The following is a 16,821-nucleotide window of genomic DNA, read 5'->3' as shown; positions in this document are numbered from 1 at the left end:
TTGGTACAAAGTGCGTCAATTTTTTCCGCTTTTTGTTGTTCAACACGCCGTAAATTGCTACAAAAAGCGGAGTTGTTTTCCTGAGAATGTACGTGATTTAGGTCAAATTTGGTACAAAAAGCGTCGGCTAACTAACTAAGTGCCGACTAACTGCGTTACTTGCTTTGACCTTTGCCGAATGCGCGCAAGCGAATACCATTCCAATCTTCGCTAACTGTTAAAGGCGTTGCGGCGTTCATTCCAGCAGTCATTGCTGCTGCTTGAACAGTGCTAGAGCTTGGAGAACCAGCACGCCCTGGCTTAGGTGTTAAAACCCACATAGGCGCGTTGCTGTTCAACATGTTTGTTGCATCCATAATGGTGTCTGCTAGCTCGTCTTCGTCGTCGCCGTCTCGCCACCAAATAATCACTCCGTCAACAGTGGAGCTGTAATCTTCGTCAACAAGTTCTTCGCCAGTCAATTCTTCGATATTGCTGCAAATCGCATCGTCAACGTCATCGTCCCACAGCCACTGCTGTACGATGTCTCCAGGTTGGAATCCAAATTCTTCTGCATGTTGAAAAGCTGTCTGTTCCACGTGACTCAATATATCAAAGCGTCAAGAATTTGCGCGACTCGCCCTAGCCGCGCGCACGGCACGCTGAGACACGCCTGGAAAATCGCCAGAAACCACAAAATCACTATATATAGTTTGTTATTTATGTAAGTTGCCCTAGATATTGTGCATGCAATGGGTTATAGTAGAGCAAGTTGTTGCGAATCATAAGTCGATTTGCGATGCAAAATACACGGTAGATTGAGAAAGGTCTGTAGAATGCAGGTCTCTGATATGACTTTAGAAGATGCCACTTTGCAAGATGAAGAAGCCGTCACTTTGGGTGATTTTAATGTAGCTTCAAACGACTCTTCTAAGAAGTCTCGCGTGCAAGTCGAAAAGCGCGATGGTCGCGTTGTTGACTTCGATCAGATGAACATAATAATGGCCATTAAAGCTGCGTTTAAGGATTTGCGCAAAGAAGTTGGCCCGCAAGAAGAGCAGATGATTCGCGATATTACGGATCATATTGAGGCCGAGATTCAAGACCGTTACAATGGCCCTGCAAAAATCGAAGATATTCAGACTCTTGTTGAGCATGGTCTTATTGAAAATCACCTTTACGAGGTTGCGCGTTGCTACACAAGCTACCGCCTAAACCGAGATATCGACCGCGCTAAGGCAACCGACATTAACGAAGCTGTGAATCGCCTTGTAAACCGAGACGAGTCGCTTGTGCGCGAAAATGCTAACAAGGATTCCAACGTTTACGCTACTCAGCGCGATCTTCTTGCAGGCGCTGTTTCTAAGGCTTCCGCGTTTTCTATGCTTCCTCACGCGGTTTCTAACGCGCATATGAAGGGCGATATTCACTTCCACGATGCTGATTATTCGCCATTTACTTGCATGAGCAATTGCTCGCTTCCAGATTTTGGAGATATGCTTGCTAAGGGATTTGCGCTTGGAAACGCAATGATGGATAGCCCAAAGTCGATTGGCACGGCGGCTACTCAAGTTACGCAGATTATTAAGGATATTGCAGGCGCGCAGTACGGCGGCCAAACTGTAAACCGCGCAGACGAGATGCTTGAGCCTTACGCTAAGTGCGATTACGACAAGAATCTTGCTATGGCTCAGGCCATGATTCCAGATTCCACGCCAATCGAAGTTGCTAAGGCCATGATTGACGGCTTAAAGGCTCAGGAGCCTAAGAATCTTCATTGTTCAGATAGGGATCCTCTTCCAGAAGACACTCCTTTTGACGAGAATTTGAGTGAGTTGGATCAGCTTCGCGAAGTTTACGCAAAGATTATGACGCGCAAGGCGATTTACGACGCTATGCAGACAATGGAATATCAAATCAATTCTAACCGCGTTTCTAACGGTCAGACTCCGTTCGTAACTGTTGGCTTTGGCTTGGGTACGTCTTGGTTTGCTCGCGAAATTCAGCGCGCTATTTTACTTAATCGCATTCGCGGACTCGGCAAGGACCGTCATACTGCTATCTTCCCTAAACTTGTGTTTACTATTAAGCACGGCGTTAACGCAGATGCAGGCGATCCAAACTACGATTTGAAGCAGCTGGCGCTTGAGTGCTCTACAAAGCGCATGTACCCAGACGTTGTGTTCTACGAGAATATTGTTAAGATTACAGGCTCCTTTAAGGCGCCTATGGGCTGCCGATCCTTCCTTCAGGGCTGGGTTGATCCAAAGACTGGCAAAGACGTGGAAGACGGCCGCATGAATCTTGGCGTTGTAACAGTTAACGTGCCTCGCATTGCGCTGGAGTCTCACGGAGACGTAAACCGCTTCTGGAAGCTTTTTAACGAGCGCATGGAAGTGGCGCATCAAGCTTTGCGATTCCGCATTATGCGTTGCAAGCAGGCCACTCCTGTAAACGCTCCAACTCTGTTCCGCTACGGTGCTTTTGGCCGTTTGGGCGCTAATGAGAGCGTGGATCAGCTGTTCCGCAACGAGCGCGCAACTGTGTCTCTTGGCTATATTGGCCTGTATGAAGCTACATCCGTGTTCTTTGGCAAGGATTGGATGCAAGATCACAGCTGGAATGAGGATGGCAAGCAATTTGCGCTTTCTATGGTTCGCCGTATGAATCAGCTTTGCCAGCAGTGGTCGAAGGCGGAGGGATACCATTACTCGGTATATTCCACTCCTGCTGAGTCTTTGACGGATCGCTTTAACCGCATGGATCGCCAGAAGTTTGGCAGCATTGAAGGCGTTACCGATCACGACTTCTACACTAATTCCTTCCATTACCCAGTGTGGTTGCAGCCAACTCCTATGGAGAAGCTCCGCTACGAGGTTGACTTCCCGTATCTTGCTTCCGGCGGCTTTATTAACTACTGCGAGTTCCCATGCTTGCAAGCAAATCCTAAGGCTTTGGAGGCTGTTTGGGATTATGCTTATAAGATTGGCATTGGCTACTTGGGTACGAACACTCCGATTGACCATTGCTTTGTTTGCGGATTCCAGGGCGATTTTGAGCCAACTAAGGAAGGCTTCCGTTGCCCAGAGTGCGGAAACAGCGATCCAGATAAGTGCAATGTGACTAAGCGCACTTGCGGATACTTGGGCAATCCTGTTCAGCGACCAATGGTTCACGGACGCCACGAGGAGATTGCTCACCGCGTAAAGCACATGTCGGGCGAAACTGGCCATGTTGTTCTTAACAATGGCGAGTCGCGCGAGTGGTACGAGGAGACAAAGTAGCTCGTAGGAATGCGGTATAAAATTGCGGAGCGTGTAATCGCGTAAAGTCGCAGCGTAAAATCACGGCTTAAAGTCGCATAAAGTCGCATAAAATAAAGTAAAAGCTAGGCTAAATTACTAAAAGGTTGGAACCATGGCTCGTATAAGTTTGCACGATTTTGCACCTGCAGACGTTAACCGCGGGCCTTGGATTCCAACCTCTCTTTCTAATAATCCGCGCGCAGGGCAGTGGTCCAGTGAGCGCATGAGCAAGGGCATGATTGCGGATTATAAGCGATTTCTTATGACAGATGGCGAGGGAATCCGCTGCTCGCTGTATGTTTCTGGCTGCCCGTTCCATTGCGTTGAATGCTATAACGAGTCGATTTGGGATTTTCGCGCAGGCTACCCATACACGCAAAAGCTTGAAGACCAGATTATGGAAGATTTGGCGCTTCCGTACGTGCAAGGTTTGACTCTTCTTGGCGGCGAGCCGCTTCTTAACACTGGTATTTTGCTGCCACTTTGCAAGCGTATTCGAAGCGAGTTTGGTAATACAAAAGACATTTGGAGCTGGACTGGTTACACTTGGGAAGAGCTTATGCGCAAAGGCGAGACGCCAGATAAACTTGAGCTTTTGCAATACATTGACATTCTTGTTGACGGGCGATATATGAAGGATCTTCACGATTCGCTGCTGCAATTCCGCGGATCTAGTAATCAGCGGATTATTGACGTGCCAAAGTCGCTGAAAAATCCGATTGATCCGCCTGTAATCTGGGAAAAGCTTCACGATCAAGAGCGTTTTATTCCATCAATCTACGGCAAGGATCGAGCAGTTGGCGAAGGTGACGCGAGTTAGCTAATAGTTGTTAGAAATAGTGCGCTCCGACCTGCCTTTTCGCTTAGAGCGTAGCGCGAAAAGGCAATTCGGAGCGCTGGGCCACTCAAGGCAGAAGCACTGCTTCTGCGTGGCGAAGACGTTCGCGCGCTTAGACCGCGCGAACGACACGACCTGCCATGTACCTGATTTACGGCGTGTCGCAGTACAATCGCACTACAAGTCAAAACAGTCAGAGGTGATATGATTAAGCGTATAAATTCATTTATTAGAGAGGTCGCATGAAAGCAAAATCGCAGCAAAAACCTAAGAATTACGCGCCTCATGCGTTTCGCACAATAATGCCGCTGTTAAAGCGCTATCGCATGCTTGGCGTAATCACGTCTGTTGCGATTTTTGTAGAAGCGTCTATGCAAATTGCGATTCCAACAGTAATGTCTAGTCTTATTGACTTTGGAATTGCCGCAAAATCCCAAAACGCTGTTAAATACTACGGCTTGCAATTACTAGCTTTTGCTGCAATATCAATGATTTTCGGCGTTATTTCTGGAGTTTGTTGCGCTTATTCTAGCGCTGGCTTTGGCAAAAATTTGCGATGCAAGATGTTTAGTCGCTTGCAATCGTTGAGTTTTTGCGATCTTGACCGTTTTTCTACTGGCACTGTTGTTACGCGCTTAACTAGCGACGTTTCTAATATTCAATTTGCGTATCAAATGGTTATTCGCGCAGGCGTTCGCAGCCTTGTGATTATTGTTGCAGCGTGGTGGTTTACTTTTTGCATAAGCCCTTCTATTTCTTGGGTTTTTCTTAGTCTTATTCCAATTGTTGGCGTTATTTGTGGTATTGGTGCAAAGATTGTTGCGCCTACTTTTGCGCGAATTTACGGCACGATTGACATCATGAACAGCATGGTTAGCGAAAATTTGCGCAATATTCGCATTGTTAAGTCGTATGTTAGGGAAGACTACGAAAACCACCGTTTTAGGCGCATATCGCATAAGATTTACAGCTATTTTTTAAAAGCAGAGTATGTTCTAAATTGCAGTATTCCGCTTTTTAACTTGTGTTTTTATGCGTGTTTGCTTCTTATTGCGTGGATGGCTTCTAAGCAAATCGTTGCTTCGGGAAATAATCCTGCATTTGGCTTGACTACGGGAAATCTTGCGGCGCTGGTTGTGTATGCGTTGCAAATTTTGTTTGCGTTGGCTAACTTGGTTGTAATTTTTGTTATGACGGTTACTGCGCGCACGTCAATGCATCGTGTTGCAAATGTTTTACAATCGCATAACAGTGAGTATGTTCATAAAAACCCTATTACAGAGCTTGCAGATGCTTCGATTTGCTTTAATAATGTTGATTTTGCATATGATTCTGCGAATGATTTTGAGCATGATTTTGCGCGCGTAAATGGCGGTTTGTCTTCGGCTGCTGGCGATTTGTCGAAAGGCAATCAGGAAATTAAAGATAGTCAGGAAATTTTACACAACATAAATCTAAACATTCCTTCTGGCTCTACTGTTGGGATTGTGGGCGCAACGGGTAGCGGAAAGTCAAGTATTATAAATTTGATTGCTCGCATTTACGATGTAACAAAAGGCACTGTTTTTGTAGGCGGATCAGACGTTCGTTTTTATGATTCCAAAAGTTTGCGCAACCAGATAGGAATTGTGTTACAAAAAAATATTCTGTTTAGCGGCACTATTGCGCAAAATCTTCGATGGGGCAATGAGGATGCCAGTGACTCCGACTTGCGCGAAGCGTGCAAAATCGCTTGCGCTCAAGAGTTTATAAACGATTTGCCACATGCATATAACACGAATCTTGAGCAAGGCGGTAAGAATCTTTCGGGCGGTCAAAAACAGCGACTTTGCATTGCGCGCGCATTGCTAAAGCGGCCAAAAATCTTGATTTTAGATGATTCAATGAGTGCGGTAGATGTTAAAACAGACGCCAAGATTCGCGAGAATTTAAGGCATTTTATGCCCGATTCCACGCAAATCATTGTTGCGCAACGCGTGTCTTCTTGCATGCATGCGGATTTGATTGTTGTTCTTAAAGATGGGCGTGTTGTTGCTAAAGGGAAGCATAGCGAGTTGATGGAATCGTGTGAAATTTATAGAAAAATGGCGATTTCTCAAGGTGTAAAAATGATTGAGTCTAAAAACAGCGAAGGCAGTGAAGACGGCGAAGGTAGCGAAGGCGGCAGGATTAACAATGAAAAATAATGAAAAGTCGCAAGAAAACTTGGCGCAAAAGTCTGCACAAGAATCTTCGCAAAAATCGCAAGAAAACTTAGATCACAAGTCGCAAGAAAACTTAGAGCAAAAATCGCAAGAAAACTTAGAGCAAAAATCGCAAGAAAAATCCGCTCTAAATTGGCGCGTTCTAAAGCGCTTAGCGTCTTATATTATGGCTTACAAGATGCAAGTTTTTGTTGTTATTGTGTCAATTATTGTAAGCTCCATTGTTCAAGCTGTAAGCGCAATGTTTTTGCAATCGCTTGTAGACGCGTACATTTTGCCTCTAATCGGCAAGCGTAATCCCGATTTTGCGCCACTTTTGCGAATGATTGCAATTATGGCATGCGTGTGCGCTATTGGTGTGTTCTTTAGCTGGCTTTGGAGCAGGCTGGTTGTAAAAATCGCGCAAAGTGTAATGCGAAACCTTAGAAATCAAATGTTTAAGCATCATCAAGATCTTCCGCTTGGGTACTTAGACGCTCACGGATATGGCGATGTTATGAGCCGATACACAAACGACACGGAAGCGCTCCATGAAGCGATTTCTTGGTCTTTTCCCGATTCGTTTAGCGCGCTAATGTCTATTGCGGCTGCGTTTTGCGCGATTGTTTGGCTTTCGATTCCTGTTGCGATTTTTATTGTGATTTTTACTGCAATTCTTTTGCTTCTAGTGCGTTTTATGCTTAAGCGTTCGGGCAAGCTTTTTGTGCAATTCCAGGCAGCTTTGGGTGATTTGAACGAGTTTGTAGAAGAGGCGGATTCTGGTAGAAAAGTTATTAAGATTTTTAATCACGAGCGTGCGGCGGTTAAAAAATTAAGTGATTTGGCTTCTCGCGTGCAAAAAATTTCTGCTAGCGCCAATTCTTACGCAAATAATGTTATGCCTGTGATTAGTAACGCGAGCTATCTTTTTTACGTTTTGCTTGCGATTTTTGGAGCGTGGGCTGTAAATGCTGGCGTGCCTTCTGCTGGATTGAGCGGCGTTTTTGGTGTGAATTCAAGCACGCTTACAATCGGCACGCTTATATCGCTTCTTACGCTTTCTCGCGCGTTTATAAACCCGATTGGCGAGATAACAATGCAATTAAATTCGCTTATGATGGCAGCTGCAGGCGCGAATCGCATTTTTGCGCTTTTAGATGAGCCTGTTGAAAAAGATGATGGAACAGTTAAGCTTGTTAAAATTCGCGCAAAAATCGTTGAGTTTTGTAGTGGAGATAGTGGGGATAATAGCAATAAATCGCAAGTAGATTTTACAGACGCTAAACAGTCTTATTTGCAAGTTTTTAGTGAAGTAAGCGAAGATTCTTGCGGAAATAACGTGTATTGGGCGTGGAAAAATTGCTCTGAAAAGTCAAGTTGCGATTCTTCAAATTGCGATTCTTCGAGCTACGATTCTTCAAGTTGCGATTATTCAAATCCAGATTCTTCAAGCTACGATTCTTGCACGGATGCCCAAAAACACGCGATTTGCTCTAAAGACGGCGTTTATACGCTTGTTAGGGGAGATGTTCGCTTTGAAAACGTTACGTTTGGCTACGAGCCTTCTAAAACCGTTTTGCACAACATATCTTGGTATGCGCACGCGGGTCAAAAAGTTGCGCTTGTAGGTGCCACTGGCGCTGGCAAAACCACAATCGCCAATCTTCTTACGCGTTTTTACAACATTGCAGATGGTCAAATCTTGTATGACGGAATTGACGTTCGCAATATTTGCAAAAGCGACTTGCGACATGCTGTTGCAACTGTTTTGCAAGATGTTGGATTGTTTAGTGCAAGCATAATGGACAATATTCGCTACGGACGTCTTAATGCTAGCGATTCGGATTGCGTTGCTGCCGCCACTCTTGCGCATGCGGATTCCTTTATTTCCAAGCTGCCAGACGGCTACAACACGCATATTAAAAACGGCGGAGCAGAGCTTTCGCAGGGCCAAAAGCAGCTGATTGCGATTGCGCGCGCTGCTGTTGCGAATCCGCCTGTTTTGATTTTAGACGAAGCAACTTCTTCGATAGACACGCATACGGAAGCGCTTGTGCAAAGCGCGATGGATGCTTTGATGCAAGATAGAACCGTGTTTGTGATTGCGCACAGGCTTTCCACAGTGCGAAACGCGGATGTGATTATGGTTTTGGACCATGGCAGGATTGTTGAGCGTGGGTCTCATGAAGACTTGATGAAAAAGCGCGGAGAATATTATCAACTTTGCACGGGTGCAATGGAGCTGGAGTAGCCAGCGTTGTGTGTTTGCACGTATTGAACATAATGTGCGTTTGCTTGATATTCCGCGGCAACACGCCGAACACGCTTTTGAGCTTGCATTTTGGCGTGGATTCTGTAAGATAGTAACTCGGCTGTTCAATGGAACAAAGCCACGGCCCCGTAGCTCAGTTGGTTAGAGCGCCGCCCTGTCACGGCGGAGGTCACCGGTTCAAGTCCGGCCGGGGTCGCGATTAGTAAAGGCCCGGTTCGCCCGGGTTTTTTATTCATCATGGCTCTGTAGCTCAGTTGGTAGAGCGAGCGACTGAAAATCGCTAGGTCAGCGGATCGATCCCGCTCGGAGCCACAAGTAAATAAACAAAACTAAATAACAAAACGCGCAGCATTTTTGCCGCGCGTTTTTTGTTTATATGACTTGTTTATATGACTTGCTTATCTGACTTGACTAGTCAACTCGCTTAGTCATTAGTCAACTTGCTTCCACGATTCAACATCAATATGATGATCTGGATTTGCTTGCCAAGCTTTCCATGCAGATTCCACAATATCTTTAACGCTGTAGCGCGCGTGCCATCCCATCTCTTCGTTAATGCGCTTTGTGCTTCCAATCAATTGTGGCGGATCGCCAGCTCTACGCCCTAAAATCGCCTCTCTAAATGGCAATCCAGTAACGCGCCTAACTTCGTCTACAATTTGACGAACAGAAGTGCCTTTGCCTGTTCCAACGTTAAAAGCGTCGTATTTGCGCTCATCGCGATCTAAATAAGTAAGCGCTGCAATGTGCGCGTCTGCAAGATCAGAAACGTGAATGTAGTCGCGAATGCAAGTGCCGTCGTCAGTAGGGTAGTCGTTGCCAAAAATCGCAGGAGCTTTGCCTTGCTGCAACCTATCTAAAAGCATAGGAATCAGGTTCAAAATCGCAGGATCTTCTAGCTCCACAGGCCCGCATCCCGCAACGTTAAAGTAGCGAAGTGCGCAAAAGCGAATTCCATAAGTGTGTTCGCAAGCGCGTGCCATCCACTCGCCAAAAAGTTTAGTTTGGCCGTATGGATTAATCGGAAGCATTGGCACAACGTCTTCTGGCACAACTTCTACAGGCGGCTCGCCATACGTGGCCGCGCTAGACGAAAAAACAAGCTTTTTAGCACCGCTTTGGCGCATTCCTTCTAGAACGTTAAGCATGCCATTAATGTTCTGCTGGTAGTACCAAAGTGGCTTTTCTACGGACTCTCCAACTTGCTTTCGCGCAGCAAAGTGAATCACAGAGTCAACGTTATTTTCCTTCATTATTTGCGCAAGTCGCGCTCCAGCGTCTGGGGAAGCAATGTCCATTCCGTAAAGTCGCGCGCCTTCAATTCTTGTAGGCTTTCCGTAGCTCAAATCGTCTACAACTACAACGTTTTGCTTTGCTTGGTGAAGAGCGTGTACAACGTGTGCGCCAATGTAGCCGCATCCGCCTGTAACTAGAATAGTCATTGTTTACCGTTTACCTTTCTTGCATATGCTGTTTTTGCATAATGTTATAGGGAAATTATAGCGCTTGAATCATATTGTGTTTTTGGCATTGTTTGTGTTTGTTCCAGTGTTTGTGATTGTTCCAGTGTTTGTGATTGTTTGTGTTTGTGCTGGTATTTGTGCCAGTGTTTTGCGCGTTTGATATTATGCGATGAGTTGTGATTCAATCGCGTATGCAAGAAAATAAGGAAGATTGGCTAAAAATGAACGATTTTAATGTAGATAGTGCAAGTGACGATTTGCATGGTGGCCACTCTTTTGGCGATTTGACTGATGGCGAGGATGGTGGCGCGGTTGCTTGCGACTCTTCCAAACCTCAACAGCCTCACGCATCCGCTAGGGCGATTCTTTCTTTTGTACGAAGATCTGCCAGGCTCGACGCGCGCTTAGAGAAAGCCAAGCAACGCTACTCAGGCGCTTATTTGCTATGCATTGCGGATGGCGATGGGTCTTTGCGCGTAAAAAGCGATTTGTGTGTGGATTCGCAATGGATTGAAGCCAATTGGGGCAATGCTAATCCGCTTATAGTCGAAATCGGCTCGGGGCAGGGAGAAAACATTGTGGCAGCTGCTGCAGCAAACCCGAATACGAATTTTCTTGCGCTAGAAGTTTATGACCCAGGCGTAGCGCACACTATGCTTTTGGCTGGTAAGCAGGATTTGCGTAATTTGCGAATTGCTCAAGTGAACGCTCCTGATTTTCTTGCGGCGTGCAAAAGTGGTGTTTTGGCAGAGGTTTGGACATTTTTCCCGGATCCTTGGCCTAAAATGCGTCATCACAAGCGCCGAATTGTTCAGCCATCTTTGGCTAAGTCTGTGCATAATGCGCTTGTTGCAGGCGGAGTTTGGCGAATTGCTACAGATATTGAGGATTACGCATTGCATGTTCACGAAGTTATGGATTCTTTGGCGTGCTTTGAAAACGATGGCGATTTGCGCGTGAGTTTGCCTACGGAGCATGTTGGAAAGGGTAATGCGCAAGATGCTGCGGATTTGCCTCATGCGGATTTTGTGGAGTCGCGTCGCTTTGATGGGCGTGTTTTGACGAATTTTGAGCGCAAGGGATTAGAAGCTGGTCGCGTGATTCACGATTTTGCGTATGTTGTTAAAAAGTGAGTTGTGAATTTGATTGTTGAGCGTGGCGTGGCGTGTGGTGCGTTGAGCGCGGCGTGGTGTGTGGCGTGGCGTTAGAATCGCGTTGTCTTCCTTCAACACGCCGTAATTTGCAAGAACTGCGCGTGAGTGTTAACATTATATGGTTTGGTTAAAGCCCCCTTCGTCTAACGGTTAGGACACCAGACTTTCAATCTGACAACAAGAGTTCGACTCTCTTAGGGGGTACAAATTTTGCGCCGCTAGTTTTAGCGGCGTTTTTGTTATCTACGATGTTTACCTCTTGTGGGGTTATAGGCCAAAAAGTTGGGTTATAGGCCAGAGTTATTAACTCTTACCCTTAACTCTTGCGCTGTTCTTTGATACTCTTCGTGCGTGATTTGTGCTATAAAAGTCTTATGGTCTTTATGCGCAAAACAAAACACGTTCTTATGCGTGCGATTCGTGCTGTTTTGTGCAAACGTAATTATGTTGTTTCGGCTTTTGCGTCCGCATTGGTGATTTTCTTATTTGCGTCTCTAAGTGCTTGCACTCCTCAGGGCCATGCTGTTGGCGATAGCGGGCATTTGGACGACATTGTTCATGATGGCATTGATGTAGAAGACATAAAATTGTTTGTAGTTGGATCCAGGCAGGCGGCTCTTGATTCTAAGCTTTTGCATATGTGTGAGAAATCTGGTTTGCATGCATCATATACTTCGATTGCAGACGTCAAAAATGCTAATTTTGCTTCGCAAGAGGCAATTACAGACGCTTCAAATCAGCCCGTGTCTATTATTTTTATAAACAACATTAATGTTGATAGAGCAGATCGCGTTGATTCTAGCGTTAAAAGCAATGCTGGCGGTGCGCACGTTGATCTAAAAGCTCGCAAAGCTTGGACTAATGCGCTTGAATATGCGCGCTCTGCTGGGATTCCTGTTGTGCTTGTTAATCCGCAAAATCCACCTAAGGACCGCACTTTGTATGCAGCAAAGCTTTATATTCTTAAGGATTTAGATGGCGAGAATTTGTTTGACGCAAATCTAATTAAGGGTTTCGGTAAAATCCAACATTCTAGTCTTCTAAAAATTGTTCAATCTGTGATTGACAATACGCCTCACAGTAGGGATGTGGTTATAAATGACAAAGATTAGCTCTAACGTTACGAGTTTGCAAAAAATGCATGATTCGCAAAGCTCTGCAAACTCTACAGATTCTGTGAATATCTCAGATTTCCCTGATTTGCCAGAGGTTAGCGAACAAGGCTTAACGCAAAGCGAAGTTTTTGATGCTGTAAATCGCGGATTTGTAAATGTTACAAATAATCGCACATCTAGGTCCGTTCTTTCTATTGTGCGCGCAAACGTGTTTACTCTTTTTAACGCAATTATTTTTGCAGCAATGGTTGTTGTTCTTGCCACTGGTTCTTGGAAAGACGCTGTTTTTGGCTTTGTGATTCTTATTAACACGGGTATTGGTGTTGTTACGGAGTTGCGCGCAAAGCGTACGCTCGACCGTCTTTCGATTCTTGTTGCTTCCAAATCGATTGTTCGGCGCGAAGGCAAAAATGTTTATGTTGATCATAGCGGTATTGTGCTTGGTGATTTGTTGTGGGTTCGTTCTGGCGACCAGGTTCCTGCAGATGCAAATGTTGTTAAATCTTGGGGCTTAGAGATGGACGAGTCCATGCTTACGGGCGAATCTGTTACTGTTCGTAAAGCTGCGGATGACTTTGTTTATTCTGGCTCTACTGCGGTTTCTGGCATTGCTTTAATGCGCGTTACGGCTGTAGGAGATAACAGCTATGCGTCTAAGCTTGCTGCACAAGCAAAGGTCTATACAAAAACAATCTCCGATTTGAGTCGTGGAATTAACACGATTCTAAAGTGGATGACGATTGTTGTTGTTCCTCTTTGCGTTTTGCTTGTTTGGTCGCAAATCAATAAGGTTGGCGGATTTGCTGTAGCTTTACAGACAGGGCAGTGGAAGAGTGCTGTTGTTTCTGCGGTTGCTGGCGTTGTTGGCATGATTCCAGAAGGGCTTGTTCTTTTAACTTCACTTAACTTTGCTGTTGCTGCAATGCGTCTTGCGCGTAAAAAAACGTTGGTTCAGGAGCTTGAATCTGTTGAAACTTTGGCTCGAGTGGATTGCCTTAATCTAGACAAAACGGGCACTATTACGGATGGTGGAATCGCGTTTGTTGGTGTTGACTTGATTGGTGGTGACTCGAATCGTTTGGTGAATCAAGCTTTGTTTGACTTATCTAACGAAGAAAATCCAAATGCTACAGGTTCTGCCATTATGGAAGGCCTTAAAGATCAAGGTGTTTCCTCTGCTTCTAGCGTTAGCGCTCGCTTGCCATTTTCGTCTGCAAGAAAGTGGAGCGCAATACGCTATGCGCTAAAAGACGGTAGATTTGAAACGTGGTATATGGGTGCTCCAGAGGTTTTGGCAACTGCGATTTGTGCACGCAAATCTAGCGTTGCTTCTGGCGATTTGCACGGTTCTATTGCTCCAGCGGTTGCAGAAGGCGGAATCAGCGATTCTGCGGTTTCTGGAGATTCTCCTTTCGATAATTGCCATTTAACGGATTCGTTTAAGCAAATTTTGAATCGTGTAAACGAATACGCTCAGCAGGGTAATCGTGTTCTTCTTCTAGCTGTTGCTTATAGTGATTCTGGCGATTCTAATAACGTAACGTTCTCAAGTTCTCCAGTAGTGTCTACAAGCGCTCGCCCTGTTGCTTTAGTTCGATGCTCAGAGAAAATACGTGCTGATGCTCGTCAAACTCTTGCTTGGTTTAGACAGCAAGGTGTTAGGTGTCGCGTTATTTCTGGCGATAATCCAACAACCGTTGCATCTGTTGCCGAAAAAGTTGGTCTAACTGGTAACTCAAAGCCTGTTTCGATGGACGCAAGGCAGTTGCCTAAAGATATAAATCAACTTGCCGAAGTTCTTGAAAACATTGATGTTCTTGGTCGTGTTTTGCCTGATCAAAAGAAGGCGATTGTTCAAGCTTTGCACTCTAAAGGCCACGTTGTTGCTATGACTGGCGACGGTGTAAACGACACGCTTGCGCTCAAAGAGGCAGACTTAGGCGTTGCAATGGGTAACGCTGCTCCAGCTGCTAAAGCTGTTGCGCAAGTTGTTCTTGTTGACTCACGTTTCTCGCATCTTCCAGACGTTGTTGCTAAAGGTCGTCAAGTAATGGCAAACATGGAACGTGTTGCAGGACTGTTCCTTGTTAAAACCGTGTATTCTGCACTGATTTCTGCAGGTGTGGTTTTGCTCGGTCTTAATTTCCCATATTTGCCTCGTCACATAACCTATATCGGTTCGTTAACCATTGGTATTCCAGCATTTTTGCTCGCTTTGGCTCCTAATACAAGACGCTACGTTCCTGGATTCTTGCATCGTGTTGTTCGTTTTGCTTTACCAAATGGCATAGCTGTTGCTGTGTCTGTTTTGGTTGTGTCCATTCTTTCTCCTTTAATGCTTGCGCGTGGTCTTGATTCTTCTAACGCTAGCGCTTCTAGGCTTATTGTTGAATCTGTGCACGCTGTTGGTGTAACTCGCACTATTTGTGCTGTTACTGTTTTTGTGCTCGGTGTTGCAGTTTTGGCTACAGTTTCTAAGCCACTTATTTCTTGGCGTGGAATTATGGTCTTATGCTTTGCTGCTGCTGGCGTTATTGGTGCATTTATACCGTTTGTTGCGCATTTCTTTGATTTGCATGTTCCTGTGAGCGGAAATGCAATGTTTGTTATGATTTGTGCTGTAATTTTTGCCTTTGTTATCTGGTTAGTTTTACATCTTGTTAGTCACTTGATTGAAAACTGGATTGATAATGTAAACGATGGTAGTGTTTTGCACTCTTATGATAGTGATCGTTGACGTAGCGTGTCGTGCCTACTAACAATTGTGCTTACAATAGATATGTGTTCAGTATTTTAGAAATGTTCTCGGTTGGTGTAGGTCCTAGTTCTTCGCACACGGTTGGACCTATGCGCGCAGCGAATGCTTTTGTGACTTCTCTTCAAAAGAATGGAAAGCTTAAAGACGTTTCGCGTGTGCGAGTCACACTGTATGGCTCCTTGTCTCTTACTGGATTGGGGCATGGTACGGATCGTGCATCGGTTGCTGGTCTTGAAGGTAACCTTCCAGACGATGTTGATACGGAACACATGATGACTATTCGCGAAGATTGTAAGAAAAACGGAACTTTAACACTTGCGCATAGTCATACTATCGAATTTGACTACGATTCCGATGTTGTTTTTGAAAAGTGGCGGCGCATGGCTGCACATCCTAATGGCATGCGGTTTGTTGCTTTGGATTCCTTTGGTAATACTGTTGATGAGCAAGTTTGGTATTCGATTGGTGGCGGATTTATTCGCAAAGGCAATGCAAACGATAAGATGATTGGTTTGCATGACCGCGTTGATGAAAATGTGGAAGAAAGTGAAGATAAAACTAAAGATTCTAGTCATAAAGATTCTGAATCTTCTAGTGATTTGCATGAAGACTCGTCTGTTCCATATCCTTTTACAACGTGCAAAGAACTTATCTCGATTTGCAAAAAAGAGCATAAGAGCATAAGTGACATTGTTTGGCAAAACGAACTTGCTTTGCATAACGGTAATTCCGAATATGTTCGTTCCTATTTGTTGCATGTTTGGGAAGTTATGGAAGAGTGTGTTGAACATGGATGTAACTCTAAGCAGCAGATTCTTCCAGGCGGACTTGAGGTTCATAGGCGTGCTCCGCGTATGTATGCTCGTCTTGCTGCGAATTCCGATATGCTTAAGCAAAATCGTAGGCGAGCTGATTGCGCTCTGGAAGCTTCTGATTCTGCTTGGGTAAATCTTTTTGCTCTTGCAGTAAGTGAAGAAAACGCTGGAGGTGGTCGTATTGTTACAGCTCCGACTAATGGATCCGCTGGTATTATTCCGGCTGTTTTGCAATACTATTGGCGTTTTGTAGACAGTTCTAGCGAGGAGGGAATAATAAAGTTCCTTCTTGCTTCTGGAGCTGTTGGCTATTTGTTTAAGCGCAATGCTTCTATTTCTGGTGCAGAAGTTGGGTGCCAGGGAGAAGTTGGCTCTGCGTGTTCTATGGCTGCTGCAGGCTTGTGCGAAGTTCTTGGCGGAACTCCGCAGCAGGTTGAAAATGCTGCCGAAATTGGTATTGAGCATCATCTTGGTCTCACTTGTGATCCGGTTGGTGGCTTGGTTCAGATTCCTTGTATCGAGCGCAATGCTATGGCTGCCAACACTGCTATTAACGCTGTTAGAATGGCTCTTCTAGGTGATGGCTCTCATATTGTTAGCTTAGATAGTGCTATTAAAACTATGAAGGAAACTGGCCAAGACATGATGTCTAAATATCGCGAAACATCTAAGGGTGGCTTAGCTGTAAATGTAGTTGAGTGCTAGTTATAGTCGTTGCATTTATAGCTATTTTTATTGCATTTTCCTTAAGCATGTTTTGCGTATTTGCTTGCATTGTGTTGCTATATTGTTATGCAAGTTATATGCGTATTGGCATAGGTAGCGGTTGAGTGCTAATCTAAAACACGCTATAAAATTGCAAAAATGTTATAATATTCAAAGTTTTTAATGAATAGTTTGTAAGTGTTAGTGGCTTTTTGCAAGCATTTACACATGTTT

10 protein-coding genes and 3 tRNA genes are annotated in these 16,821 nt (G+C 44.9%); 11 read left to right on the top strand and 2 right to left on the bottom strand.

The window, feature by feature from the left end; all coding sequences use genetic code 11:
• Positions 1-155 precede the first annotated feature (155 nt).
• Positions 156-578, bottom strand: coding sequence for a DUF3052 domain-containing protein (locus D0T20_RS05455; RefSeq protein WP_004130062.1), 423 nt, complete (start codon positions 576-578; stop codon positions 156-158).
• A gap of 237 nt (positions 579-815) precedes the next feature.
• Between D0T20_RS05455 and nrdD the strand changes: the two genes are divergently transcribed.
• The 6 genes from nrdD to D0T20_RS05425 all read left to right on the top strand — a co-directional run bounded on the left by nrdD (position 816) and on the right by D0T20_RS05425 (position 8,889).
• The gene (nrdD, locus tag D0T20_RS05450; protein WP_116438635.1) at positions 816-3,263 is read left to right on the top strand and encodes an anaerobic ribonucleoside-triphosphate reductase; all 2,448 of its coding nucleotides are present in this window, start codon (positions 816-818) and stop codon (positions 3,261-3,263) included.
• A 133-nt stretch (positions 3,264-3,396) separates the two neighbouring features.
• Positions 3,397-4,104 carry an anaerobic ribonucleoside-triphosphate reductase activating protein gene (nrdG, locus tag D0T20_RS05445; protein WP_016636315.1) on the top strand — a complete coding sequence of 236 codons (708 nt, stop codon included), beginning with the start codon at positions 3,397-3,399 and terminating at the stop codon, positions 4,102-4,104.
• Positions 4,105-4,364: 260 nt separating this feature from the next.
• Positions 4,365-6,308: an ABC transporter ATP-binding protein gene (locus tag D0T20_RS05440; RefSeq protein WP_116438634.1), complete on the top strand. Its 1,944-nt coding sequence runs from the start codon at positions 4,365-4,367 to the stop codon at positions 6,306-6,308.
• On the top strand, positions 6,298-8,556 hold the full coding sequence (locus D0T20_RS05435) for an ABC transporter ATP-binding protein (RefSeq protein WP_116438633.1): 2,259 nt from the start codon (positions 6,298-6,300) through the stop codon (positions 8,554-8,556). The genes D0T20_RS05440 and D0T20_RS05435 overlap by 11 nt, the downstream gene beginning before the upstream one ends.
• Positions 8,557-8,699: 143 nt before the next feature.
• A tRNA-Asp gene (locus D0T20_RS05430) sits at positions 8,700-8,773 on the top strand.
• Between the two features lie 43 nt (positions 8,774-8,816).
• Positions 8,817-8,889 (top strand) — tRNA-Phe (locus D0T20_RS05425).
• A gap of 119 nt (positions 8,890-9,008) precedes the next feature.
• Here the strand turns inward: D0T20_RS05425 and galE are convergent.
• On the bottom strand, positions 9,009-10,019 hold the full coding sequence (gene galE, locus D0T20_RS05420) for a UDP-glucose 4-epimerase GalE (protein WP_116438632.1): 1,011 nt from the start codon (positions 10,017-10,019) through the stop codon (positions 9,009-9,011).
• A gap of 212 nt (positions 10,020-10,231) precedes the next feature.
• Between galE and trmB the strand changes: the two genes are divergently transcribed.
• From trmB to D0T20_RS05395, 5 genes are all read left to right on the top strand, one after another.
• Positions 10,232-11,173, top strand: a complete 942-nt coding sequence (gene trmB / locus D0T20_RS05415) for a tRNA (guanosine(46)-N7)-methyltransferase TrmB (RefSeq protein ID WP_116438742.1) — start codon at positions 10,232-10,234, stop codon at positions 11,171-11,173.
• Positions 11,174-11,326: 153 nt separating this feature from the next.
• Positions 11,327-11,398: transfer RNA gene (locus tag D0T20_RS05410), tRNA-Glu, on the top strand.
• A gap of 170 nt (positions 11,399-11,568) precedes the next feature.
• Positions 11,569-12,306, top strand: a complete 738-nt coding sequence (locus tag D0T20_RS05405) for a hypothetical protein (protein ID WP_115757303.1) — start codon at positions 11,569-11,571, stop codon at positions 12,304-12,306.
• Positions 12,307-12,331: 25 nt separating this feature from the next.
• Positions 12,332-15,046, top strand: coding sequence for an HAD-IC family P-type ATPase (locus D0T20_RS05400; protein ID WP_116438741.1), 2,715 nt, complete (start codon positions 12,332-12,334; stop codon positions 15,044-15,046).
• Between the two features lie 62 nt (positions 15,047-15,108).
• Positions 15,109-16,587 carry an L-serine ammonia-lyase gene (locus D0T20_RS05395; protein ID WP_116438631.1) on the top strand — a complete coding sequence of 493 codons (1,479 nt, stop codon included), beginning with the start codon at positions 15,109-15,111 and terminating at the stop codon, positions 16,585-16,587.
• Positions 16,588-16,821: the final 234 nt, after the last annotated feature.

Source organism: Gardnerella piotii, assembly GCF_003397585.1.
In the GTDB taxonomy this organism is placed as follows: Bacteria; Actinomycetota; Actinomycetes; order Actinomycetales; family Bifidobacteriaceae; genus Bifidobacterium; species Bifidobacterium piotii.
This window is presented reverse-complemented; position numbering and strand designations above follow the sequence as displayed.

What these genes read in the sequence shown, in the direction of transcription:
- trmB (WP_116438742.1), top strand. Translation starts at nt 10,232, where the DNA reads ATGCAAGAAAATAAGGAAGATTGGCTAAAAATGAACGATTTTAATGTA.
- nrdD (WP_116438635.1), top strand. Translation starts at nt 816, where the DNA reads ATGCAGGTCTCTGATATGACTTTAGAAGATGCCACTTTGCAAGATGAA.
- D0T20_RS05400 (WP_116438741.1), top strand. Translation starts at nt 12,332, where the DNA reads ATGCATGATTCGCAAAGCTCTGCAAACTCTACAGATTCTGTGAATATC.
- D0T20_RS05395 (WP_116438631.1), top strand. Translation starts at nt 15,109, where the DNA reads ATGTTCTCGGTTGGTGTAGGTCCTAGTTCTTCGCACACGGTTGGACCT.
- D0T20_RS05435 (WP_116438633.1), top strand. Translation starts at nt 6,298, where the DNA reads ATGAAAAATAATGAAAAGTCGCAAGAAAACTTGGCGCAAAAGTCTGCA.
- nrdG (WP_016636315.1), top strand. Translation starts at nt 3,397, where the DNA reads ATGGCTCGTATAAGTTTGCACGATTTTGCACCTGCAGACGTTAACCGC.
- galE (WP_116438632.1), bottom strand. Translation starts at nt 10,019, where the DNA reads ATGACTATTCTAGTTACAGGCGGATGCGGCTACATTGGCGCACACGTT.
- D0T20_RS05405 (WP_115757303.1), top strand. Translation starts at nt 11,569, where the DNA reads ATGGTCTTTATGCGCAAAACAAAACACGTTCTTATGCGTGCGATTCGT.
- D0T20_RS05440 (WP_116438634.1), top strand. Translation starts at nt 4,365, where the DNA reads ATGAAAGCAAAATCGCAGCAAAAACCTAAGAATTACGCGCCTCATGCG.